23 protein-coding genes and 1 pseudogene are annotated in these 23,904 nt (G+C 40.2%); 19 read left to right on the top strand and 5 right to left on the bottom strand.

The window, feature by feature from the left end:
* The first annotated feature begins 31 nt into the window (after window positions 1-31).
* From QM859_RS04910 to QM859_RS04880, 7 genes are all read left to right on the top strand, one after another.
* Window positions 32-607, top strand: a complete 576-nt coding sequence (locus QM859_RS04910; protein ID WP_075566588.1) for a TetR/AcrR family transcriptional regulator — start codon at window positions 32-34, stop codon at window positions 605-607.
* Window positions 604-1,284 (top strand): ABC transporter ATP-binding protein, encoded by a 681-nt coding sequence (locus tag QM859_RS04905; protein WP_075566591.1) that lies wholly within the window; start codon window positions 604-606, stop codon window positions 1,282-1,284. Before QM859_RS04910 ends, QM859_RS04905 begins: the two co-directional genes overlap by 4 nt.
* Window positions 1,285-1,287: 3 nt before the next feature.
* On the top strand, window positions 1,288-2,433 hold the full coding sequence (locus QM859_RS04900; protein ID WP_414262317.1) for an FtsX-like permease family protein: 1,146 nt from the start codon (window positions 1,288-1,290) through the stop codon (window positions 2,431-2,433).
* Between the two features lie 103 nt (window positions 2,434-2,536).
* On the top strand, window positions 2,537-2,671 hold the full coding sequence (locus tag QM859_RS04895; protein ID WP_368909560.1) for a dTDP-6-deoxy-D-glucose-3,5-epimerase: 135 nt from the start codon (window positions 2,537-2,539) through the stop codon (window positions 2,669-2,671).
* Window positions 2,672-2,847: 176 nt separating this feature from the next.
* Entirely contained in the window at window positions 2,848-3,423 is a 576-nt protein-coding gene (gene rpoE / locus QM859_RS04890) for a DNA-directed RNA polymerase subunit delta (RefSeq protein WP_006148015.1), read from the top strand.
* 94 nt (window positions 3,424-3,517) lie between these two features.
* Window positions 3,518-4,471: a class I SAM-dependent methyltransferase gene (locus QM859_RS04885; RefSeq protein ID WP_414262316.1), complete on the top strand. Its 954-nt coding sequence runs from the start codon at window positions 3,518-3,520 to the stop codon at window positions 4,469-4,471.
* Window positions 4,472-4,521: 50 nt separating this feature from the next.
* Window positions 4,522-5,712 carry an acetate kinase gene (locus QM859_RS04880; protein ID WP_414262315.1) on the top strand — a complete coding sequence of 397 codons (1,191 nt, stop codon included), beginning with the start codon at window positions 4,522-4,524 and terminating at the stop codon, window positions 5,710-5,712.
* A 58-nt stretch (window positions 5,713-5,770) separates the two neighbouring features.
* Here QM859_RS04880 and birA read toward each other — a convergent pair whose 3' ends face one another.
* Window positions 5,771-6,706: a bifunctional biotin--[acetyl-CoA-carboxylase] ligase/biotin operon repressor BirA gene (gene birA, locus QM859_RS04875; RefSeq protein WP_414262314.1), complete on the bottom strand. Its 936-nt coding sequence runs from the start codon at window positions 6,704-6,706 to the stop codon at window positions 5,771-5,773.
* A 211-nt stretch (window positions 6,707-6,917) separates the two neighbouring features.
* Here birA and QM859_RS04870 point away from each other — a divergent pair, with 211 nt between their 5' ends.
* The gene (locus tag QM859_RS04870) at window positions 6,918-8,108 is read left to right on the top strand and encodes an O-antigen ligase family protein (RefSeq protein WP_004252136.1); all 1,191 of its coding nucleotides are present in this window, start codon (window positions 6,918-6,920) and stop codon (window positions 8,106-8,108) included.
* Window positions 8,109-8,150: 42 nt separating this feature from the next.
* On the opposite strand, the gene QM859_RS04865 is transcribed toward QM859_RS04870, so the two are convergent.
* A complete protein-coding gene (locus QM859_RS04865; RefSeq protein WP_024053906.1) occupies window positions 8,151-8,699 on the bottom strand; it encodes an NADPH-dependent FMN reductase in 549 nt (182 codons plus the stop codon).
* 268 nt (window positions 8,700-8,967) lie between these two features.
* Here QM859_RS04865 and QM859_RS04860 point away from each other — a divergent pair, with 268 nt between their 5' ends.
* From QM859_RS04860 to QM859_RS04840, 5 genes are all read left to right on the top strand, one after another.
* Window positions 8,968-9,456 carry a cell wall elongation regulator TseB-like domain-containing protein gene (locus tag QM859_RS04860; protein ID WP_414262313.1) on the top strand — a complete coding sequence of 163 codons (489 nt, stop codon included), beginning with the start codon at window positions 8,968-8,970 and terminating at the stop codon, window positions 9,454-9,456.
* Window positions 9,453-10,631, top strand: coding sequence for a pyridoxal phosphate-dependent aminotransferase (locus QM859_RS04855; protein ID WP_414262312.1), 1,179 nt, complete (start codon window positions 9,453-9,455; stop codon window positions 10,629-10,631). The genes QM859_RS04860 and QM859_RS04855 overlap by 4 nt, the downstream gene beginning before the upstream one ends.
* A gap of 150 nt (window positions 10,632-10,781) precedes the next feature.
* A complete protein-coding gene (gene asnS, locus QM859_RS04850) occupies window positions 10,782-12,125 on the top strand; it encodes an asparagine--tRNA ligase (protein WP_223333518.1) in 1,344 nt (447 codons plus the stop codon).
* 118 nt (window positions 12,126-12,243) lie between these two features.
* Complete coding sequence (locus tag QM859_RS04845) at window positions 12,244-13,443, top strand: MFS transporter (protein WP_414262311.1); 1,200 nt, start codon at window positions 12,244-12,246, stop codon at window positions 13,441-13,443.
* A 67-nt stretch (window positions 13,444-13,510) separates the two neighbouring features.
* The gene (locus QM859_RS04840) at window positions 13,511-14,278 is read left to right on the top strand and encodes an epoxyqueuosine reductase QueH (RefSeq protein ID WP_004252154.1); all 768 of its coding nucleotides are present in this window, start codon (window positions 13,511-13,513) and stop codon (window positions 14,276-14,278) included.
* A 77-nt stretch (window positions 14,279-14,355) separates the two neighbouring features.
* Here QM859_RS04840 and ntdP read toward each other — a convergent pair whose 3' ends face one another.
* The 3 genes and pseudogenes from ntdP to QM859_RS04825 all read right to left on the bottom strand — a co-directional run bounded on the left by ntdP (window position 14,356) and on the right by QM859_RS04825 (window position 16,539).
* On the bottom strand, window positions 14,356-14,889 hold the full coding sequence (gene ntdP, locus QM859_RS04835) for a nucleoside tri-diphosphate phosphatase (RefSeq protein ID WP_414262310.1): 534 nt from the start codon (window positions 14,887-14,889) through the stop codon (window positions 14,356-14,358).
* An 87-nt stretch (window positions 14,890-14,976) separates the two neighbouring features.
* Window positions 14,977-15,753: a recombination regulator RecX gene (recX, locus tag QM859_RS04830; RefSeq protein ID WP_414262309.1), complete on the bottom strand. Its 777-nt coding sequence runs from the start codon at window positions 15,751-15,753 to the stop codon at window positions 14,977-14,979.
* Window positions 15,754-15,763: 10 nt separating this feature from the next.
* Window positions 15,764-16,539: pseudogene (locus QM859_RS04825) on the bottom strand (aminoglycoside 3'-phosphotransferase).
* A gap of 55 nt (window positions 16,540-16,594) precedes the next feature.
* Here QM859_RS04825 and rlmD point away from each other — a divergent pair.
* The 6 genes from rlmD (at window position 16,595) to QM859_RS04795 (ending at window position 23,792) form a co-directional block, all read left to right on the top strand.
* Window positions 16,595-17,962: a 23S rRNA (uracil(1939)-C(5))-methyltransferase RlmD gene (rlmD, locus tag QM859_RS04820; RefSeq protein WP_414262308.1), complete on the top strand. Its 1,368-nt coding sequence runs from the start codon at window positions 16,595-16,597 to the stop codon at window positions 17,960-17,962.
* 117 nt (window positions 17,963-18,079) lie between these two features.
* On the top strand, window positions 18,080-18,838 hold the full coding sequence (gene tpiA / locus QM859_RS04815; RefSeq protein ID WP_000087887.1) for a triose-phosphate isomerase: 759 nt from the start codon (window positions 18,080-18,082) through the stop codon (window positions 18,836-18,838).
* Between the two features lie 124 nt (window positions 18,839-18,962).
* Entirely contained in the window at window positions 18,963-20,699 is a 1,737-nt protein-coding gene (locus QM859_RS04810; RefSeq protein WP_414262307.1) for an ABC transporter ATP-binding protein, read from the top strand.
* 10 nt (window positions 20,700-20,709) lie between these two features.
* Window positions 20,710-22,491 (top strand): ABC transporter ATP-binding protein, encoded by a 1,782-nt coding sequence (locus QM859_RS04805; RefSeq protein ID WP_414262306.1) that lies wholly within the window; start codon window positions 20,710-20,712, stop codon window positions 22,489-22,491.
* Window positions 22,492-22,639: 148 nt separating this feature from the next.
* A complete protein-coding gene (locus QM859_RS04800) occupies window positions 22,640-23,158 on the top strand; it encodes a Dps family protein (protein ID WP_414262305.1) in 519 nt (172 codons plus the stop codon).
* Window positions 23,159-23,285: 127 nt separating this feature from the next.
* On the top strand, window positions 23,286-23,792 hold the full coding sequence (locus QM859_RS04795; protein WP_414262304.1) for a dihydrofolate reductase: 507 nt from the start codon (window positions 23,286-23,288) through the stop codon (window positions 23,790-23,792).
* Window positions 23,793-23,904: the final 112 nt, after the last annotated feature.

The raw sequence follows: 23,904 nt of genomic DNA, 5'->3' as shown, positions 1-23,904 counted from the left end.
TGCGCAACAAATGTTGCGCGAAAGGAGTCTTATGCCACCTAAGGTTAAATTTAGTAAAGAGGCTATGATTGGGACAGCTTTACAATTGGTGAGAGAAGAGGGAATAGCTAGTTTGACGGCTCGAGCATTAGCGGAAAAACTGGGAGCTACACCAAGAGTCATTTTTGGGCAATTTGCAAATATGGCTGAGTTACAAGCAGAGGTTATTGTTGCTGCGGAAATGGTAGTGGTGGAGTATATTCGCAAGGCCCTAGAAGATGAGAAGCCTTTTCGATCTGTCGGGGTTGCTTATATCCTGTTTGCCTCAAAAGAGCCCCAACTCTTTCAATTGCTTTTCCAAAATCCTAGCAAAGATCCGATTCGTCGCTTTCAAGATTTTCTTCCCATGAAGGATCATAGTTACCAAATGGTTCTGGATTCGATTGTCGCAGACTATCCGTTGACGCTAGAGGAGGCTAGTCGCTTGTACCAGCATCTATTCATCTACTCACACGGGATGGCCTCTATGGTTGCTTCTGGTATTTATCAGTTCAGCATGGAAGAAGTGATTGGTTTATTGACAGAAGTTTGTCAATCTCTCATCAAAGAAATGGTAGGAAAGAAATGATTCAACTAGAAAATGTTTACAAAGGCTACGGCCAAACCAAGGTTTTAAAAGGGATTGATTTGCAGATTCAAGACCAGGATGATGTAGTTATCCTAGGTCCTTCTGGATCAGGAAAGTCAACCCTCTTAAACGTGTTATCAGGATTAGAAAAGGTAGATGAGGGGCATATTCTCATTCAAGGACAGGATTTGTCTCAACTCACAGATGCTCAATTGACAGCCTTTAGACGTGAGAAGATTGCCTTTATTTTTCAGCAGTATTATTTATTGCCGAATCTCACGGTTAGACAAAATGTTAAGATGGGAGCTGATCTGGCAAACAATCATGTTTTTTTGCAGATCATCGAAGATTTGGGGCTTGGTGATAAGCTAGACAAGTATCCGAGTGAATTGTCTGGCGGGGAACAGCAGAGAGTATCTATTGCTCGTGCCTTAGCCAAAAAGCCTGAGATTCTTTTCTTAGATGAGCCGACGGGGGCCCTCGATGAAGAAACAGGGCGCAAGATTCTCGACTATATCTGGAAGTTGAAGGAAAAGTTGGGCTTTACCTTAATTATGGTGACTCATAACCAAAATATTGCGGATATGGCCAGAATCATCATTCGCGTCAATAGTGGCAAGATTACCCAAGTTGTAACCAACGATCAGCCTCAGACTGCCTATGAGATTGGATGGTAAGTCATGTTTTCAGTAAAAGATATTCGAAAATTAGTTGTCGTCAGTATCATTGGAGCCTGTGCGGTCTTTGTGGCCAATCTCTTCTTGAATTTTTACCTGGATATCGAGCAGTTGGAGATTTCTAAAACCAATCCGATGATTACGGCCTACTATGATGCCCAGGTTTCGCTATCTTGGATGGTGGCCATGGTCAGTGGGGTTGTCTTGTCCTTGACGTCGATCCTTCTCATGTGTTTTTATATCAAACAATTTGTCGATGACCACAAGGAACAATTAGGAATTTTAAAGGCTTTGGGTTATAGCAATGGCCAGTTGGCGAAACGATTTTGGGTTTTTGGATTCAGTTTTGGAGTTGGAGCGCTTGTTGGCTATTTCGCTTCTTTTCTAATGATGGGACATTTTTATGACTTTCGCAATGAGAAGGGGATTTTGCCAGACATTACCATTCATTTTCATTGGCAGCTCTTAGTTGCTTTGGTGATGCTGCCAACGACTTTCTTTATGGTCCTTGCGATTTGTTATGCTAGAAGACAACTACAAACGCCGGCCCTTCGCTTATTGAAAAGATCCCCAAGTCCAATCAAGGTCAAAAGGAGAAAGAGGGCTCCTAAGAAAGAGAAATCCTTCCTAAAAGAGCTGTCTTCGTCGCTGATTTGGGGGAGAAAATCGATCTTGTTTTTTGTGGTCTTTGGCTCCATGTGTTTCGCGGCCATGGTTCAATTGTCTTTTGGCCTAAGGGACTATACTGATGACATCATCCAAACGATGATGATTATGATTGGTTTGATCCTTTCTTTCTCGATCCTCTTTTTGTCATTGGGAATTGTGGTCTCAGAAAGTCGCGAAACTTTGGCTCTTATGAAGGCTTTTGGCTACACCGATCGTGAATGCCAAAGTCATATTCTCGTTCCCTATCGTTTCTGGGCCTATCTAGGATTTGCCCTTGGGACGGTTTATCAATATGGCATCATGGAAATCTTGATTGGTGTGATCAAAGACACGGTACCTGAAAAGATTGAGCACAACTTTGACTGGAATGTGTGCTTTTGGACTTTGATCGTTTTTGCTGTGGTTTATGAAAGTCTCTTTTATCTATCCAACAGAAAACTCCAAAAACAAACCATCAAAGAAGTGCTCTTAGCTGAATAAATAGAAAAGGTTGGCTTACCCAGCCTTTTTCTTTTGAAACGCATTGACAAGGGAGGGCTTTTCCGATATTCTAGGGGAATGAAAGAAAAAGAAAGGGATTGAGATGAAACGGAGTTACTGGCAGGATCTGAAAGGGGCCTTTTACTTAATATGGCGCAACAAATGGTCCTTTATCTCTGTAGGGATCCTCTTGCAGTTTGTGGTTGGTATTGGAGCTGCGGCCTTGTGTCATAAATAAATCAATAGACCTGTGAGTGTAGTTTACAGGTCTTTAAAGTAGCTGAAATATTTCACATTAATTTCTTCTAAACCTTTGACTAATAAGGAAAATTATCGTACAATAAAGAGTACATGATAAAATGAGACCAGAGTTTGTTTGCTCTGGTAATAGTAGTAAAATTGAGGAGAAACGCTTTGGAATTAGAAGTATTTGCTGGGCAAGAAAAAAGTGAACTATCTATGATTGAGGTGGCTCGTGCCATCTTGGAACAACGTGGTCGCGACCACGAAATGCATTTTAGCGATTTGGTCAATGAAATCCAAAACTATCTTGGTACCTCTAATAGCGATATTCGCGAAGCACTACCTTTGTTCTATACAGAGTTGAACTTTGATGGGAGCTTCATCTCTCTTGGAGATAACAAATGGGGCCTTCGTTCATGGTATGGAGTTGATGAAATTGACGAAGAAATCATTGCTCTTGAAGAAAGTGACGATGAAGAAGTAGCACCTAAGGCTAAGAAAAAACGTGTTAATGCCTTTATGGATGGAGATACGGATGCCATTGATTATGGTGCGGATGATCCAGAGGATGAGGATGCCTACGAAGAAGATCCAGCTCTTTCTTATGATGATGAAAATCCAGACGATGAGAAGAACGAAGTAGAAGCCTACGACGCTGAAATCAACGAAATCGCACCAGACGATCTTGGGGAAGATGTCGATCTCGTTGAAGAAGACGACGAAGACTCTGAAGAAGAGGAAGAATAATACCAAACAACAAGGAAATCTCCTTGTTGTTTTTAAGTTTATTTTCTCATAAGGCAGAATGGAAAAATAATCCAAGTTTTGGTAAGATAAGATTATGGATTTTGAAAAAATTGAACAAGCATATACCTATTTACTAGAAAATGTCCAAATCATTCAAAACGATTTGGCGACAAGCTTTTATGATGCCTTGATTGAACAAAATGGGATCTATCTGGATGGTCAAACAAATCTGGAAGATGTCAAGAAAAACAATCAAGTTTTAAAACGTTTGGCACTTCGAAAAGAGGAGTGGTTACGGACCTATCAATTTTTGTTAATGAAGGCAGCTCAAACAGAACCTCTTCAAGCCAATCACCAGTTCACACCAGATGCGGTTGGTCACTTGATGATTTTTATCATTGAACAACTTTTCCCTGCTGAAAATGTGAGCTTATTGGAATTGGGATCTGGGATGGGAATTCTGGGTACTAGCTTCTTGACATCTATAAACAAAAAAGTAGACTACCTGGGAATAGAACTTGATGACCTCTTGATTGACTTGGCGGCAAGCATGGCAGAAGTAATGGATCTTCAAATGGGCTTTGTCCAAGGAGACGCAGTGCGTCCACAAGTATTAAAAGAAAGTGACATCATTGTGAGCGACCTGCCTGTCGGTTACTATCCAGATAATCAGACAGCCTCACGTTATCAAGTAGCGGCTAAGAATGAACATACTTATGCTCATCATTTGTTAATGGAACAATCACTCAAGTATCTCAGGACAGGAGGCTATGCGATTTTTCTAGCTCCAACAGATCTCCTGACAAGTCCTCAGAGTGACCTTTTGAAATCATGGCTGAATGAACAGGCCCAACTAGTGGCTATTGTGGCCTTACCAGAGGATCTCTTCGCTCAAGGAGCTCAGTCTAAGAGCATTTTTGTCCTACAAAAGAAGACAGGAGAAGGAGTTGAACCATTTGTTTATCCACTTACCAGTCTTCGTGACCCTGAAATTTTGATGGAATTTAAGGAAAATTTTCAAAATTGGTGTCAAGGGCATGAAATCTAGTGCAAATTTTGGTATAATAGTTGAAAACGCTTAAAAAGGGGAATAAATTTATGACAAAAACCATTGCAATTAACGCTGGAAGCTCTAGCTTGAAATGGCAACTATATCAAATGCCAGAAGAAAAGGTGCTTGCAAAAGGTTTAATTGAGCGAATCGGATTGAAGGATTCTGTTTCAACAGTTAAGTTTGATGGTCGTTCTGAAGAACAAGTTCTTGATATTGAAAACCATACCTTGGCTGTTAAGATTTTACTTGATGACTTGATTCGTTTTAATATTATTAAAACTTATGATGAAATTACTGGTGTCGGACACCGTGTTGTTGCAGGTGGAGAATACTTCAAAGAGTCTACAGTTGTTGAAGGTGATGTCTTAGAAAAAATTGAAGAACTAGGACTTCTTGCTCCATTGCACAACCCTGCTAATGCAGCTGGTATTCGTGCCTTCAAAGAATTGTTACCAGATATCACAAGTGTAGCAGTCTTTGATACATCATTCCACACAACAATGCCAGAAAAGGCATATCGTTATCCATTACCAACTAAGTACTATACAGAAAACAAGGTTCGTAAATATGGAGCACACGGTACAAGTCACCAGTACGTTGCTCAAGAAGCAGCAAAACTTTTGGGACGTCCACTAGAAGAGTTGAAATTGATCACTTGCCATATCGGTAATGGTGCTTCTATCACAGCTGTTAAGGGAGGTCAATCAATCGATACCTCTATGGGATTCACTCCACTTGGTGGTGTTATGATGGGAACTCGTACAGGGGATATTGACCCAGCCATCATTCCTTATTTAATGCAATATACAGAGGACTTTAACAAGCCTGAGGACATCAGTCGTATTCTTAATCGTGAGTCAGGATTGCTGGGTGTTTCAGGGAAGTCTAGTGATATGCGTGATGTGATTGCTGCAATGGAAGCAGGGGATCATGATGCTGCTTTGGCATTTGAAATGTATGTTGACCGTATCCAAAAACACATTGGACAATACTTGGCAGTCCTAAACGGGGCAGACGCTATTATCTTTACTGCTGGTGTTGGTGAAAATGCAACGCTTGTCCGTGAGAAAGTCATCTCAGGTATTTCTTGGTTTGGCTGTGATGTAGATCCAGAGAAAAATGTCTTTGGAGTAACTGGAGACATTTCTACAGATGCTGCGACACTTCGTGTACTTGTCATCCCAACTGATGAAGAACTTGTGATTGCGCGTGATGTTGAGCGTTTGAAAAAATAAATGATAAGAAAAACGACCTTCTCGAAAGAGAGGTCGTTTTTTTATTTTTAAAAAATCTTCACCATTTAGTGAGAGAAACTTCGCCACTATTGAGCCAGATTTTTTCACCAGTAGCTAATTGGATCTGTAGTTGACCCTGGTCAGAGATATCACAAGCTTTTCCTGAGATGATTTCTTGATCTTTCTTAAAGGAAATATCTTTGCCTAAAACAATTGATTGTTTTTTATAAAGGTAAAGCAGCTCATCGGCCTCAGTTTCGTAGAAACATTTCCAGATTTCTGCAATCAGCTCGTTGCGAGTGATTGGGCTATTTTGAGAGAAGAGACTTCCAGCTTTTCCTTGTAGGTTTTTGGGGAAATCAGCGATAGAAAAGTTGATACCAACACCAATAATAACATCTGTGACAAGGCCTGTTTCGACAGAAGTGATGGCTTCGGTTAGAATACCGGCTATTTTTTTCTGATTTAGGTATAAATCATTTACCCATTTGATATCTAAATCAATTAGACAAAGGTTTTTAACAGCCTTATAAATTGCGGCTGCAGTCAGGAGTGTATAAGCCGGTAGATCTAGATAAGAGAGATTGGGCTTGAGGTGGAGAGACATGTAAATTCCACCTTGTTCTGGAGAATAGTAGGGGCGTTGAAATCGACCACGTCCCATAGTTTGGCCTGTTGATAGGTAGAGTGTGTCTCCTTTGGCACCAGCTTCCATGGCCTCCTTAGCATCACTCTGGGTTGATTTGGTGATGGGTTTAAATTGAACTGAGATTGGGCTGTTAGCTTCTATTTCTTGAGGTAAGATTAGGTCACCGTGAAGAAGTTTGTAGCCACGGTTTTTGATGCTGTCAATTTCTAAACCTTCCTGCTGGAGGCGTTGGATAGCCTTCCAAACAGAGGTGCGAGAGAGGTTTAATATTTCAGCGATTTTCTCTCCGCTTAAATAATCTGTTTCATGAGCTAAGATTTTGTAAACTTCTTGGTAGGATTTCATACTAGGTCCTTTCTGGAACAACTAGATTTATTGTACCATATTTTTAAAAAAGGATGCGCGCTTTGAGAGATATCTTAGCTCGCTATAAAATTTTACCTAGTTTTAGTCAGGATGACATGGACAAAGTGGTTTTCAAATCATTTGAAAAATGGTAAAATGTTTTAATAGTTTATTTATCTGAGCTTTATAGCGCAGAGAGAAAGGATCTGTTGTGAAATCAATAGGTATCATTGAAAAATTGAAAGGCTTATCCAAGCAAGAGCTAGTCTTGCTTGCTGTTATTCTAAGTATTTTCTTGCCTTTTTATATTTTTGTTATTATTTTTATCGCCTACTTAATAGGTCTAATATTTACAGGAGAGATGAAGGGGATATTAAAACGATTGTCCCACCATTCTATCTTACTATTATTTATCGGCTATAGCGGTGTTATCTCTCTTTTAGCTCAAAATGTGATGGGGATGGTTTCCACTTTAGGAATGTTCCTCTTTGCAATTTTCTTTTACTATTACCAAGCCCATTTAACCCCTAAGTTTTTCAGATTAGTATTGCAATCGGTTATGTCGCTTAGTGTGCTAGCATCAGTTTTTGCAGCTTTAGAGCACTTTCAGATTGTAAAGAAATTTGATTATACTTTCTTATCACCTAAGATGCAGGTCTGGCATCAGAACCGTGCAGAGGTAGCTTTCTTTAATCCTAATTATTATGGGATTATCTGTTGCTTCTGTATTATGATTGGATTTTACCTAATTAGTACGACTAGATTGAGATGGTTGAGAATTTTCTCTCTCATTGCAATCTTTGCAAATTTGTTTGGCTTGAATTTCACCCAAAATAGAACAGCTTTTCCAGCTATTATCTTTGGTGCGATTATTTATCTTTTCACTACCATTAAGAACTGGCGTGCCTTCTGGCTCAGTATCGGAGTCTTTGGTGTTGGTTTAGCCTTTCTCTTCTCGAGTGATTTGGGAGTTCGAATGGGAACGCTCGATTCGTCTATGGAAGAACGAGTGTCGATCTGGAATGCAGGTATGACCTTATTCAAACAAAATCCCTTCTGGGGCGAGGGGCCCCTAACTTATATGCATTCCTATCCTCGTATTTTTGCTCCTTATCACGAACATGCTCATAGTATATACATTGATACGATATTGAGTTACGGTGTGGTTGGAACGGTATTGTTAGGAATAGCTTCTTCTGGTCCAATTCGAATGTTGATTGATATGAGTCAGGAGCCGAGCAAGCGTCCGATTGTTGGTCTTTATCTTTCATTCTTAACAGTAGTTGCTGTGCATGGAATTTTTGATTTGGCCCTCTTTTGGATTCAGTCCTCCTTCATTTTCCTTTTAGTAATGTGTAGTTTACCATTAAAACATAGTATGATTGGAGAATTTGTTGAATAAACAAAAAGATAGTAGAAATGAGATTTTCTACTATCTTTTTTATTATTGAATAGCTCGAAGTAAATCTTCAGCTTGTTGTTTAAGAGAAGCAGCAACGCTATCTTCAAGGACTAGTTTACCATCTGCCCAGGCAGAATCATTAACACGAGCTGCGGTAAAATCACCAACAACCTGTGTACGGATAAATGGCAAGAGGTCTTTGTAAATCGCAAAGAGTTGATCGTGTCCAGCGTTAGCTACAGATGATACCGTAACAATTTTATCTTGAAGAGCAGATGCTCCACGAGTGTCAGACAAGTCAATGGCGCGTGAAAGCCAATCTAGTAAGTTTTTTACAGTCCCTGGAATTGAGAAGTTGTAGACTGGAGAGAAGATCCAGATAGCATCAGCAGCTTGAACAGCTTCGCGAACCGCTGCAACAGCTGGAAGTGTAGGAACTTCAAGGTCTTGGCTAAAGAGAGGAATGGCTGAGTAGTCAAGGTAACTTACCTCGGCTTTGCCAGCAAGTGCCTTTTCAGTTTCTAGTGCCATTTGGTGGTTGAATGAACCTTCACGAAGTGAACCAACGATAAACAATACTTTTTTAGACATAGGGAGTCTCCTTTTAATTTTAATCTTTTAATCAGAACCACTCTGTTGTTACAATATATGTTACAACACGATAAAATCATTTGCAAGGGATATGCTCAGAAAATAAAATCAATAGAATCTAAGTTTTTAATTAAAAATGAAGACTGTAGAAAAGTCTATAAAAACACGGCTTGAAGTTATGTAATGATATCCTAAAAACGTATTGAAAATCCAGATTCCTCCCCTAACTTCACTTGTAATTCACTAGGATAGATGGTAAAATAGACGAGTGAAAAAGAGACAGAAAAAAGAAAAAAATTCCCTATTATTTCAGTACATTATTGGTATAACTTTGTTAACTCTAGTCGTCACTTCTTCCTTTCTCTACTTGGTATGGCTCAGCATGAAGCCTTATCAAACTGCAAAGGTAGAAGGTGAAAGACTCGCTAAGCAGTATGCAAATCTAGAAACGGTTAGCCAGATTGATATCTTCAATGGTTTAGAAAGCTATTATAGTGTTCTTGGCCAAGATAAGAACCAGAAACCAGTTGCTGTCTTAATAGAGAAAAGTAGCAACAATATTTACGTATATCAACTAGAAAATGGTACTTCTCAAGAAAAAGCAGAAGCAGTTGTCAGAGAAAAAGGAGCAACTGAGATCGACAAGATTACCTTCGGACGGTACGCTGAAAAGCCTGTCTGGGAAATCAAGTCCGGAGGAGACTATTATCTGGTAGATTTTGAATCTGGCGCCTTAGTCGAAAAGGAGAAACAATGAAATTATCCAAACGTGTCTTAGAGATGGAAGAAAGCGTTACTCTGGCTAGTGATGCAAGAGCAAAGAAGTTAAAGGCTGAAGGAAAAGACGTTCTTTTCTTGACTTTAGGTCAGCCCGATTTTCATACTCCTGAAAATATTCAGGACGCTGCGGTTGCAGCCATTCGAGATGGTCGCGCGTCTTTCTATACGGTAGCTTCAGGTTTGCCTGAGTTAAAAGCTGCAGTCAATACCTATTTTGAGCTCTATTATGGGTATTCTGTGGCGGCAAATGAAGTCACTTTTGCGACTGGTGCCAAGTTCTCTCTTTATACTTTCTTTATGGCTGTGATTAATCCAGGTGATGAGGTCATCATCCCTACTCCTTACTGGGTCAGCTATGGGGATCAGGTTAAGATGGCTGAAGGTCTTCCAGTATTTGTCCAAGCTAAGGAAGACAATCACTTTAAAGTAACTGTGGAGCAATTAGAAGCTGCTCGCACAGGTAAGACTAAGGTCTTGGTTCTTAACTCACCATCTAATCCGACCGGTATGATATACTCTCGTGAGGAATTATTAGCCATTGGAAATTGGGCTGTTGAACATGATATTCTTATCCTAGCAGATGATATTTATGGTCGTTTGGTCTATAACGGTCATGAATTTGTTCCAATCTCCAGTCTTTCAGAAGCTATTCGCAAACAAACTATTGTTATCAATGGAGTGTCTAAGGCCTACGCTATGACAGGATGGCGTGTTGGTTATGCAGTAGGTGATCCAGAAATTATTGCTGCTATGAGCAAATTGACTGGTCAAACAACTTCTAACCTAACCGCTGTTTCACAATACGCAACAATCGAGGCCTTAACTGGTCCACAAGACTCCGTAGAAACCATGCGTCAGGCTTTCGAGGAACGTCTCAATACCATTTATCCTCTCTTGAGCCAAGTCCCTGGCTTTGAAGTAGTCAAACCGCAAGGAGCTTTCTATCTCTTCCCAAATGTTAAAAAAGCTATGGAGATGAAAGGCTATACAGACGTAACAGCATTTACAACGGCTATTCTTGAGGAAGTGGGTCTGGCCCTGATTACAGGAGCAGGATTTGGAGCACCAGAGAATGTCCGTCTCAGCTATGCGACAGACCTAGATACACTCAAAGAAGCTATTCGTCGCTTGCACCAATTTATGGAAAAATAAGAAGCTAAATCTCCGTCCCCTTGGCGGAGGTTTTTGTGTTTAAAAACTTATGAATTTCTGTCGAACAATCTAGCTATCAGGCATTATTTGTGGTACAATAGTGGGTAATAATGTCTTTAGACAAGTTAAACAAAAAAAGGAAGATAAAACATGACAAAACGTGTAACAATTATCGAAGTAAAAGACTACGTTGGTCAAGAAGTCACTATCGGTGCTTGGGTTGCTAACAAGTCAGGAAAAGGAAAAATTGCTTTCTTGCAATTGCGTGACGGAACTGCCTTCTTCCAAGGCGTGGCTTTCAAACCAAACTTTATCGAGAAATTTGGTGAAGAAGTAGGTCTTGAAAAATTTGATACGATCAAACGTCTAAGCCAAGAAACTTCAGTCTTTGTAACAGGGATTGTTAAAGAAGACGAACGCTCAAAATTTGGTTATGAGTTGGATATTACAGACATTGAAGTCATCGGTGAATCGCAAGACTACCCAATTACTCCAAAAGAACACGGGACAGACTTCTTGATGGATAACCGCCACTTGTGGTTGCGTTCACGCAAACAAGTAGCAGTGATGCAAATCCGTAACGCTATTATCTATGCAACTTATGAGTTCTTTGATAAGAATGGCTTCATGAAATTTGATAGCCCAATCCTTTCAGGAAATGCGGCAGAAGATTCTACAGAACTTTTTGAAACAGACTACTTTGGAACACCAGCTTACTTGAGTCAATCTGGTCAGCTTTATCTTGAAGCAGGTGCTATGGCTCTAGGTCGCGTCTTTGACTTTGGTCCAGTATTCCGTGCAGAGAAATCTAAGACTCGCCGTCACTTGACAGAGTTCTGGATGATGGATGCTGAGTACTCATACTTGACACACGATGAGTCACTTGACTTGCAAGAAGCTTATGTAAAAGCATTGCTTCAAGGTGTTCTAGATCGTGCACCTCAAGCTTTGGAAACATTGGAGCGTGATACAGAGCTCTTGAAACGCTATATTGCTGAGCCATTCAAACGCATTACTTACGATGAAGCCATTGACCTCTTGCAAGAGCATGAAAACGACGAAGATGCAGACTATGAACATCTTGAGCATGGAGATGACTTTGGTTCACCACACGAAACTTGGATTTCAAACCACTTTGGTGTACCAACCTTCGTGATTAACTACCCAGCAGACATCAAAGCTTTCTACATGAAACCAGTTCCTGGGAACCCAGATCGCGTGCTTTGTGCAGACTTGCTTGCACCAGAAGGTTACGGTGAAATCATCGGTGGTTCCATGCGTGAGGAAGACTACGATGCCCTTGTCGCTAAGATGGAATCACTTGGAATGGATCTTACAGAGTACGAATTCTACCTTGACCTTCGTAAATATGGTACAGTACCACACGGTGGATTTGGTATCGGTATCGAGCGTATGGTAACCTTCGCAGCTGGAACTAAACACATCCGTGAAGCTATTCCATTCCCACGTATGTTGCACCGTATCAAACCTTAATAACTATAAAAACGCCAGCTGGCGTTTTTACTTTAAATGAAAGAGGTGGAGAAAATGTAGGCAAATCTCAGTAAGTCTTTTAGAAACAATCATAATACATATTGAAAGAGAGAAAACAATGTTTAAAAGAACTTACAAAGGCAATATTCCACTCCTGGCAGGTCTGGAATTTACATCTTATTTTGGAATCACCAGTTTTTGGATTTTATTTTTCATTCAAAATGGTCTTTCCTTACTTCAAATCGGTCTATTAGAAAGTATCTTTCACGGGACAAGCCTCTTATGTGAAATTCCGTCTGGTATGTTGGCCGATCGGTTTAGCTACAAGACCAATCTCTATTTGGCTCGCTTGGCCAGTATTGTATCCTCTATCTTGATTTTATTTGGTCAGGGGAATTTTTGGATTTATGCTGTCGCTATGATGGTTAATGCTTGGTCCTACAATTTTGATTCGGGGACCAGCACCGCTTTCTTATATGATTCTGCGATAGAAGCGGGTCAAAAGGACCGTTATCTTCAGATTTCTAGCTTTTTGTCTGGTGTGGCAGAAGTCACCCGAACCCTAGGTACAGTTGTGGCAGGCTTCTTTATTCACGGAGCATTGGCTTGGACCTATCTAATTGCTATTGGATTATCTTTTCTTTCTATAATCTTGATTTATTTGATGAAAGAACCAATGGCTAAGAGAGAAAAAAATGAAGCATTAACCTTTAAAACGATTGTCCTGCAAGTTCGAAAAGAATGGCATGAAAAGCCAGTACTCTTTTATTGGATGATGACTTATCAGCTAGTCGGAACACTCATGTGCATGTTTTACTTTTACTATCAGCAGAAAGTAAGTGACTTAGCAGGATGGCAGGTATCGCTGGTCATGCTGATTGGTAGTGGCTTAAATCTTATAGCAGTTTATGTAGCTAGTCAAATTGGTGAAAAATGGAATAGCAATCGAGTTTTTCCGACTCTTGTTGCACTAACGGGCTTGGCCTTACTATTGGTGTTTTCTGGAACTCCCTTTGCTTTTCTTATCGTATATCTTTTAACCGATACACTCTATGCAGTTTATCAACCAATCTATTTCAATGATTTACAAGGCTATTTACCGTCTAGTGTAAGAGCGACTATGCTTAGTATCAATTCCATGCTCTTTAGTCTTTCCATGATTGTCATTTTCCCACTGACAGGTTGGTTGATTGATCGTTGGGGTCTTGTAGCTGTTTTTTTAGTTCTAGGTCTTATCTTACTTTTAATTTATCCTATATTAATAATCAGCCTAAAAAGGATGGGTAAGCTATTAAATCAGGACTTGAAAACTGAATAAAGCACGAAACCCTATTTGCTCAAAGTAGTATCCTGTGGTACAATAACAAGAAGAAAAGGAGAAGAGCATGATTGATGTAGAAGAAATTCTAAGCAAGATGAATCCCAATCAAAAGATCAACTATGACCGTGTCATGCAAAAGATGGTCCAAGTTTGGGAAAAAAATGAAGAAAGACCAACTATTCTCATGCACGTCTGTTGTGCTCCCTGCAGTACTTACACTTTAGAGTACTTGACTAAGTATGCCGATGTGACCATTTATTTTGCTAATTCAAATATCCATCCTAAAGCTGAGTATCACAAGCGTGCTTATGTGACCCAAAAGTTTGTAAGTGATTTTAATGAGCGAACAGGAAATAATGTTCAATACCTAGAAGCACCATACGAACCCAATGAATACCGTAAACTGGTTCGAGGTTTGGAAGAAGAACCTGAAGGTGGGGACCGTTGCAAAGTTTGCTTTGACTATCGTTTGGACAAGACAGCGCAAGTGGCTATGGACTTAGGATTTGACTACTTTGGCTCTGCCCTAACTATCAGCCCTCATAAAAATTCGCAAACCATCAATAGTATTGGAATTGATGTGCAGAAAATTTACACCACTCACTATCTTCCCAGCGATTTTAAGAAAAATCAAGGCTACAAACGCTCTGTAGAAATGTGTGAAGAGTACGACATTTATCGCCAATGTTACTGTGGCTGTGTCTATGCAGCTCAAGCCCAGAATATCGACTTGGTGCAGGTCAAGAAGGATGCAACAGCCTTTATGGTAGATAAGGATATTGAGAAAGACTATTCCCACATTAAATTTACTGTTACAAAGTTAGATATTTAAAGGAAAACCTGCCTTAAGGCAGGTTTTTTGATTATAAAAAAACGAGGTCAGGATTTTAATCCTGACCTCTGACAACTTTACCGATTCTTTAGTTCTACGTAGCGTTTGTACCAAATGTTGACATAGGCTTGAGAGAAGGGGCCACGTTCATTGTTAATCCAATCAACAAGAATCTTAACATGCTCTTTCAGAATATAGTCTAGATCAGAAGAATACTTCATTTTTCGCTTGTGTCGTTCGTACTCCTCAACGTCCAAGAGGCGTTTTTCACCATCTGTAAAAACTTTAACATCCAAATCATAGTCAATGTATTTTAAAGCTTCTTCATCCAGATAGTAAGGACTTGCCATATTGCAGTAGTAGGAGATACCATTTTCACGAATCATAGCGATAATATTAAACCAATATTTCTTGTGAAAGTAAACAATAGCCGGTTCTCTAGTCACCCAACGACGGCCATCACTCTCGGTAACGAGTGTATGGTCATTGACGCCGATAATAGCGTTCTCTGTTGTTTTTAGTACCATGGTGTCTCGCCAAGTGCGGTGAAGACTCCCATCATGCTTATAACTTTGAATTGTAATAAAGTCGCCTTCTTTTGGAAGTTTCATAACTAACCAACTTTCTACAATTTATAAGTTTATCGTTTACTATTGTATCACATTTTTGTTTAAAGTTCTTAGTTTTTCATGAAAAAATTAAAGATATTCTCTAAGAGCACTGGCTATATCTGAAAAATCATAACCTTTTCTTGCCAAAACTTGTGTCAAACGTTGCTTCAGTTCGTATCCTTCATACTTTCGTGAATATTTTCGATATTGTTTATCCAACTCTTTAAAAATAAGCTCCTGAACAGTTTCCTCTTCTACCTGACTATCCAGTTGGTCAAAGGCTGTTTTGGCTTCTGAGTAAGAAAATCCTTTATTGGTTAGGCTTTGGATAATCTTATCTTGTAGAGCGCGGGCAGGTAGTTTACTCTGATATTTTTTCAGTAGTTTTTCTGCTGTACGCTCTGCCACTTCCGTCATATCAAATTCTTGTAAGACTTCTTGGATAATGGATTTGGCAACACCTTTTTGAGAAATCTTCTGCATCAGCATATAGCTTCCCTTATCTCCTGATAGCTGATTAGAGTTGATAATAGTATAGGCATATTGTCGGTCATTTATCCAGTTGTCATCTTTTAGAGATTGGATGACTTTGGGGATGATGTTCTCATCGATTTCATGTTTACTTAGATAATCTCGGACTTCTTTTTCAGTACGAGCCTTGAAGGATAAGTGGTAGAGTGCCAAGTTTTTTCCGTAAGAAAATTGTGCAAAGGATTGAATTTTTGCAAACTCCTCTGGACTAATTTCCTTATCCTTGGTCAGCATAAAGCGAACAATGGTATCCTCAGTAATATAGCAGGTTTGGTCGCTGTCAAGCTCTAGCAGATAGAGTCTTTTTTTCTTTTCAAGTTTTGTGATTTTCATGGTTTTCCTTTTATCCAAACGCTTCAAAGGCAGCAACGAGTCGAAGTTTATGTATATCGACCTGTTCTCGCCCGTAATAGTCAAGAAATAGTTCAGCGTATTTAGGGTCATGTAGGTTATAGTTGAGGGACCAAACTGCCCAAAAGAGATCGATATGTCGGTCACTAAAATCAGCCAAACCAAGGTCAATAAAACAAGAGAATTGGTCAGCATCTTTTAGAATAAAGTTTGGTAGACAGGCATCCCCGTGAATAAAGGCATCTGTCTTAAAAGGTGCCCTTGTTCTTGGATGAGTTGGAAGGCCTCTTCGCGACTGTTGATTTGGAATTGGGGTAGGAGCACCTTGTCATAGAACTCACCTTTTTCATAGTTTTTCAAGGCTCTTTCTTTATAGGCTTGTAAATGATTATCTGATGGAAAATTTTTCGGATTTAAGCTGTGAAGCTTTTTAAGAGCCTCTGCCATGGTACGGCAAATTTTTTCTGGTTGATCTAAAAAAGCGAGAGCATCATGGCCAATAGCCTCTTTAGTCAGGAGGTAGTCTTTATCTGTAGATAGATAGTGGATGACTGGAGTTCCTATTCCTTCTTGTTCAAACCAACTTGCAATGCTAGCTTCTCGCTCTAAACTTCCTTTTTGGTCTATTTTTAAATAGTAACCTGAGTCAAGATAGAGAACTGTTGCGCCTGAATGAGAAGAGCTGTCAGAAAGTGTTGCCCTCTCTATATAAGTTCGTAATTGCTCAGGAAAATCCAATGGGGAAAAATGGGATGTCTCTGTATTCATGGTTTTATTGTAACATATTCTTAAACATTGAGAAACTACGTGGTATAATAGACTTATGAGTCTTAAAGTCAAACAAAAAATTCCATTAAAAATCAAGCGCATGGGGATTAACGGGGAAGGTATCGGATTTTACCAGAAAACACTCGTTTTTGTTCCAGGTGCCCTCAAGGGCGAAGATATCTATTGTCAGGTGACTTCTGTTAAGCGTAACTACGTTGAGGCAAAACTGCTTGAGGTCAATAAAAAATCTAAGTTTCGAGTGGTTCCAGACTGTACTATTTATAATGAGTGTGGTGGTTGTCAGATCATGCATCTACATTATGATAAGCAGCTGGAGTTCAAGACAGATCTTCTCCATCAAGCTCTGAAGAAATTTGCACCTGCAGGATACGAAAATTATGAAATCAGACCAACCATTGGCATGCAGAAACCAAAGTATTATAGGGCTAAACTGCAATTTCAAACACGAAAGTTTAAAGGTCAAGTCAAGGCAGGATTATATGCTCAGAATTCCCACTATCTAGTCGAGTTAAAGGACTGCCTAGTTCAAGATAAGGAGACACAAGCTATTGCCAATCGCATTGCTGAACTCTTGACCTATCATCAAATTCCGATTACAGATGAACGGAAAATCCTTGGGGTTCGGACCATCATGGTTCGTCGAGCACGGAAAACTGGGCAAGTTCAGATTATCATTGTGACCAATCGTCAATTAAATCTGACTCAATTTGTGAAAGACCTAGTCAAGGATTATCCTGAAGTTGTGACCGTCGCAGTCAATACCAATACTGCTAAAACTAGTGAGATTTATGGGGATAAGACAGAGATTATTTGGGGGCGGGATAGTATAGGCGAGGGAGTCCTAGATTATGAATTTTCTCTTTCACCGCGAGCTTTCTATCAGCTCAATCCTGAACAGACGGAGATTCTCTACAGTGAAGCTGTTAAAGCATTGGACGTGACTGAGGACGACCATCTGATCGATGCCTATTGTGGTGTTGGGACCATAGGTTTTGCCTTTGCTAAAAAAGTCAAAAGTTTGAGAGGGATGGATATTATTCCGGAAGCCATTGAGGATGCCAAAGAAAATGCCCAGCGAATGGGTTATACCAATACTCACTATGAAGCAGGAACTGCCGAAGAAATTATCCCTCGTTGGTACAAGGAAGGCTATCGTGCCGATGCTTTGATAGTAGACCCGCCGCGTACTGGTTTAGATGATAAGCTCTTAGATACCATCGTCAAATACGCTCCTGAAAAGATGGTTTATGTATCCTGCAATGTATCTACCTTGGCGCGTGATTTAGTTAGATTGATGGAGGTCTATGACCTGCATTATATCCAGTCTGTCGATATGTTTCCCCACACGGCTAGAACAGAAGCAGTGGTCAAATTAACGAGGCGCAAGCCAGCTTTTAAATAGAAATGGCAACTGGAAAGTTTTTGAAAAGAAGACTTCTAGTTACAGAGTAAGATTTGCAAGCTCCCTCTATTTATGATAAAATAAGTAGAAAATAAAATGAAAAAAGAGGTATGTGAAATGTCACGTAAACCATTTATCGCTGGTAACTGGAAAATGAACAAAAACCCAGAAGAAGCAAAAGCATTCGTTGAAGCTGTAGCATCAAAACTTCCTTCAGCAGACCTTGTTGAAGCAGGTATCGCAGCTCCAGCTCTCGATTTGACAACTGTTCTTGCTGCTGCTAAAGGTTCAAACCTTAAAGTTGCTGCTCAAAACTGCTACTTTGAAAATGCTGGTGCTTTCACTGGTGAAACTAGCCCACAAGTTTTGAAAGAAATCGGTACTGACTACGTTGTTATCGGTCACTCAGAACGTCGTGACTACTTCCACGAAACAGACGAAGACATTAACAAAAAAGCAAAAGCAATCTTTGCTAACGGTATGCTTCCAATCATCTGTTGTGGTGAAAGCCTTGAAACTTACGAAGCTGGTAAAGCAGCAGAATTCGTAGGTGCTCAAGTTTCTGCTGCTCTTGCTGGATTGACTGCAGAACAAGTCGCTTCAACAGTTATCGCTTATGAGCCAATCTGGGCTATCGGTACTGGTAAATCAGCTTCACAAGACGACGCACAAAAAATGTGTAAAGTTGTTCGTGACGTTGTAGCTGCTGACTTCGGTCAAGAAGTTGCTGATAAAGTACGTGTTCAATACGGTGGTTCAGTTAAACCTGAAAACGTTGCTGAATACATGGCTTGTCCAGACGTTGACGGAGCTCTTGTTGGTGGTGCATCACTTGACCCAGAAAGCTTCTTGGCATTGCTTGACTTTGTAAAATAAGCCTCAAATATCTGAGACAGACAGTTCCCCCTCTAGAGGTTTGGACTGCCTGTCTTCTTTTTAGTAAAATGGCGTGCGAAAGCACGCTCTTTTCTGCATTTTAGAAGAAAAAGAAAGGAGAATTATGCTTTATATTTGGTCTTATCTCAAACGCTATCCCAAGTGGTTAGTGTTAGACTTTCTCGGGGCGATTTTCTTTGTCATTGTCAATCTTGGTCTACCGACTGTTCTGGCTCGCATGATTGATCAGGGAATCAACCAAGGTGACCAGGATAAACTCTATTTTTGGGCCATCATCATGTTGGTTATTATCGTCTTGGGAACATTTGGACGGGTTGTTCTGGCTTATGCTGCTAGTAAACTGACCACGAATATGGTTAAGGACATGCGGGATGATGTCTATGCTAAGCTGCAAGAGTATTCTCATCACGAATATGAACAAATTGGTGTGTCTTCACTAGTTACTCGTATTACCAGTGATGCCTTTGTCCTCATGCAGTTTGCAGAACAAACGCTTAAGTTGGGTGTTATCACTCCCATGATGATGTTGTCGAGTATTCTCATGATTTTCTTGACGAGTCCTTCACTAGCCTGGATTGTCGCTTTTTCCGTTCCTTTTCTAGCTGTAGTAGTCATTTATGTGGCGGTCAAAACGCGTCCCTTATCTGAAAAGCAACAAAAAACACTGGATAAGATTAACCAGTATGTCCGTGAAAATTTGATGGGACTACGAGTGATTCGTGCCTTTGCTCGTGAAGATTTCCAAGAAAAACGTTTCGAAGAGAAAAATGCAATCTATGCGGATAATTCCAATCGCTTGTTCAAATTAACTGGTTTAACAGAGCCGCTCTTTGTTCAAATCATTATTGCTATGATTGTGGCTATCGTTTGGTTTGCCCTTGATCCACTGAAGCATGGAAGTTTGCAGATTGGGGATTTGGTGGCCTTTATCGAGTATAGTTTCCACGCTCTCTTGTCCTTCCTCTTCCTGTCAAACCTCTTTACCATGTACCCTAGAACGGCTGTATCTAGTGAACGTTTGAAGGAAATCATGGATATGCCTATTTCCATTGATCCAAATGAGGACGGAATTCAAGAAACAGAAACACATGGTTACTTAGAATTTGATAATGTAACCTTTGCCTATCCTGGGGAAACAGAAAGCCCTGTGTTGCATAACATTTCCTTTACTGCTAAACCGGGAGAAACCATTGCTTTTATCGGTTCGACTGGGTCAGGTAAGTCTACTCTGGTTCAGTTAATTCCTCGTTTTTATGATGTTACACTGGGGAAAATTAAGGTCGATGGTGTTGATGTCCGGGATTACCGTCTCAAATCACTCCGCCAGAAAATTGGATTTATTCCACAAAAAGCCTTGCTCTTTACAGGGACTATCGCAGATAATCTCCGTTACGGAAAAGAGGACGCCAGTCATGAGGACTTGGACCAAGCAGCTGATGTAGCCCAAGCCAAAGACTTTATCGAAAGTCGAGAAGAAGGTTTTGCAACTCATCTGGCTGAAGGGGGAAGCAACCTATCAGGTGGTCAGAAACAACGCTTGTCGATTGCCCGCGCAGTCATCAAGGGTCCAGATATCTATATCTTTGATGATTCCTTCTCAGCCTTGGACTACCGTACAGATGCTATCTTGCGTCGTCGTCTCAAGGAAGTGACGCAAGATGCTACGGTATTGATTGTTGCGCAACGTGTTGGAACCATTATGGATGCGGACCAGATTATCGTCCTTGATAAGGGCGAAATCGTTGGTCGTGGACGTCATGAAGAATTGATGGAAACCAATGACATCTATCGAGAAATTGCTGAGTCGCAGTTGAAAAATGCATCTCTGACAGAAGAATAGGAGGTAAAGGATGAAACAACAATCTAGTCTAGCTCGTCTATGGAGCTATTTAAAAGCCTACCGTTTCTCTGTTTTCTTTGCAGTCTTCTTGAAAATAGTCAGCGTCATTATGAGTGTTATCGAGCCTTTTGTATTGGGGCTTGCTATCACTGAGTTAACCAGCAACCTCCTTGCCATGGCAAATGGTGTTGCAGGAGCAGGGATTAATACAAGCTATATCGCAGTGATTCTGGTGATCTATCTCTTGCGTGGTCTTTTTTATGAGTTGGGTTCTTACTACTCAAACTATTTCATGACCAATGCTGTCCAGTCTATGATACAGGATTTGCGAAATGAAATGAGCGAAAAAATCAACCGCATCCCTGTGTCCTACTTTGACAAGCACCAATTTGGAGATTTGCTGGGACGTTTTACTAGTGATGTAGAGACCGTATCTAATGCACTCCAACAATCCTTCTTACAGATTGTTAATGCAGTCTTTACCATTATTTTTGTTATGGGTATGGTCCTCTATCTCAATCTTCAGTTGGCTATCATTGTTATCTTGTCGATCCCAGTGACTTATTTTGGAGCTAAAACGATTCTAAATCGTTCGCAGCCATACTTTAAGCAGCAGGCGGCTATATTGGGACGTATGAATGGATTTGTACAGGAAAACTTGACAGGTTTCAATGTTTTAAAACTTTTCGGACGTGAAGAAAACTCTCAAGAGAGATTTGAAAAGATTACGGATGAATTGCAACAAGTCGGATTTAAGGCGAGCTTTATTTCAGGATTGATGATGCCTGCCCTTCACATCGTATCTGATTTAACCTACCTGATTGTTGCTGTCTTAGGTGGTTTGCAGGTTATTGCAGGGCGCTTGACGATTGGTAACATGCAGGCCTTCGTTCAATATGTGTGGCAGGTCAGCCAGCCGATCCAAAATATTACTCAGTTAGCTGGACAAATGCAAAGTGCTAAATCTTCGCTTGATCGTGTCTTCGAAGTTCTAGATGAACAGGAAGAAGTCCAAACTGCTGAAGTGAAAGAACTAGCACCATTGACAGGCCAAGTTAGTTTCAAAAATGTCGATTTCCAATATGTGGAAAACAAACCATTGATTCGTAATTTCAACTTAGATGTTGAACCTGGAGAGATGGTAGCTATCGTTGGACCTACTGGAGCAGGGAAAACAACCTTGATTAACCTTCTCATGCGTTTTTACGATGTGACAGCTGGTGCCATTTTAGTGGATGGCCAAGATATTCGTGATCTGTCTCGTCAGGACTATCGTCGACAGTTTGGGATGGTCCTACAGGATGCCTGGCTCTATGAAGGAAGTATCAAGGAAAATCTTCGCTTTGGAAATCTGAATGCAACAGATGAAGAAATCGTTGAAGCTGCTAAGGCGGCCAATGTTGACCACTTTATCCGCACCCTTCCTGGTGGCTATAACATGGAAATGAACCAAGAGTCAAGTAATATTTCTCTTGGGCAAAAACAGTTGTTAACTATCGCGCGTGCTCTCTTGGCGGATCCTACAATCTTAATTTTGGACGAAGCGACTTCTTCAGTTGACACTCGTCTAGAACTCTTGATTCAAAAGGCTATGAAACGTTTGATGAAGGGGAGAACAAGCTTTGTCATTGCCCATCGACTTTCGACAATTCAGGAAGCTGACAAAATTTTGGTGCTGAAAGATGGGCAGATTATCGAACAAGGAAATCATGAAAGTCTCCTAGCTGCAAAAGGTTTCTATTATGACCTTTATCAAAGTCAATTTTCGAATAAAAACAGAGAAAATAGCTAGAATACATAGCCATTCATTTTCTTAAATTATCAGTCAATTAGAACTTTTTTAATATGAGTTAATTTCCTTGCTTTTGTCTACTAGGAGTAGTATACTGATGTAGTAATCAATAAAGATGGTTACAAAAAATAATAATGAGGTGAGAAAGATGGTAGAATTGAAAAAAGAAGCAGTAAAAGACGTAACAACATTATCTAAGACAGCTCCTGAAGCGCTAGTAAAAACAAAGGAAGTCTTGAATCAAGCCGTGGCTGACTTGTACGTAGCGCATATCGCTCTTCATCAAGTTCACTGGTACATGCGTGGACGTGGTTTTATGGTATGGCATCCTAAGATGGATGAATACATGGATAGCCTTGATGGTTACCTTGATGAAATCAGCGAACGCTTGATCACTCTTGGTGGCAAACCTTACTCTACTTTGACAGAATTCCTTCAACACAGTGAAATCGAAGAAGGAGCTGGAGAGTTCCGTAACGTAGAAGAAAGTTTGGAACGTGTCCTTGAAATTTATCGTTACCTTATCACTCTTTTCCAAAAAGCATTGGATGTAACAGATGAAGAAGGTGATGATGTAACCAATGATATCTTCGTTGGTGCTAAGGCAGATCTTGAAAAAACAGTCTGGATGCTTGCAGCAGAATTAGGACAAGCACCTGGTTTGTAAGATATTGTATTTTTCTAAAAATCCGTAGAAGTTTTCTACGGATTTTTTCTATTCAGGAGGGCATTCCAAAACAGTCTTTTTTGAAGATTTTTGATAAAATAGAACTATCAATGAAAAGGATGAAAGCATGACAAAGAAAATCGTAGCCATTTGGGCTCAAGATGAAAAGGGTGTGATCGGGAAAGAGGATCGTTTACCTTGGCATTTGCCAGCAGAGTTAAAACATTTTAAAGAAACAACCTTGAATCATGCCATTTTAATGGGTCGTGTCACCTTTGATGGGATGGGTCGACGATTGCTTCCAGGACGTGAAACCTTGATTTTGACGCGCAATCCTGAAGAAGTAATCGATGGTGCTCTGGTCTTTCAAAATGTTGAGGATGTTTTAGACTGGTATCATCATCAGGCTAAGAATCTCTATATCCTTGGTGGCAAGCAGATTTTTCAGCTGTTTGAACCTTATCTCGATGAGATTATTGTGACACAAATTCATGCTCAAGTTGAAGGGGATACCTATTTCCCAGAAGATTTTGACTTGACTGCTTTTGAGACTGCTGCAAGCAAATCTTATTCCAAAGATGAGAAAAATGTCTATGATTTTACCATCGAATATAGAAAGAGAAAGGAAGTCTAATGGAGCGCAGTATTTTTGGATTTTTTACAGCTCTTTTGTGTGCTGTCTGTCTTGTAGCTGGAACACACGCTTTTCGTAAAAAGCGCTTTGGACTTGCTACTCTACTTTGGCT

The sequence above is a fragment of the Streptococcus infantis genome, assembly GCF_047463175.1.
In the GTDB taxonomy this organism is placed as follows: Bacteria; Bacillota; Bacilli; order Lactobacillales; family Streptococcaceae; genus Streptococcus; species Streptococcus infantis_AC.
Note: the sequence above shows the minus strand (reverse complement) of the source record. Positions and strands in the feature narration are given on the sequence as shown.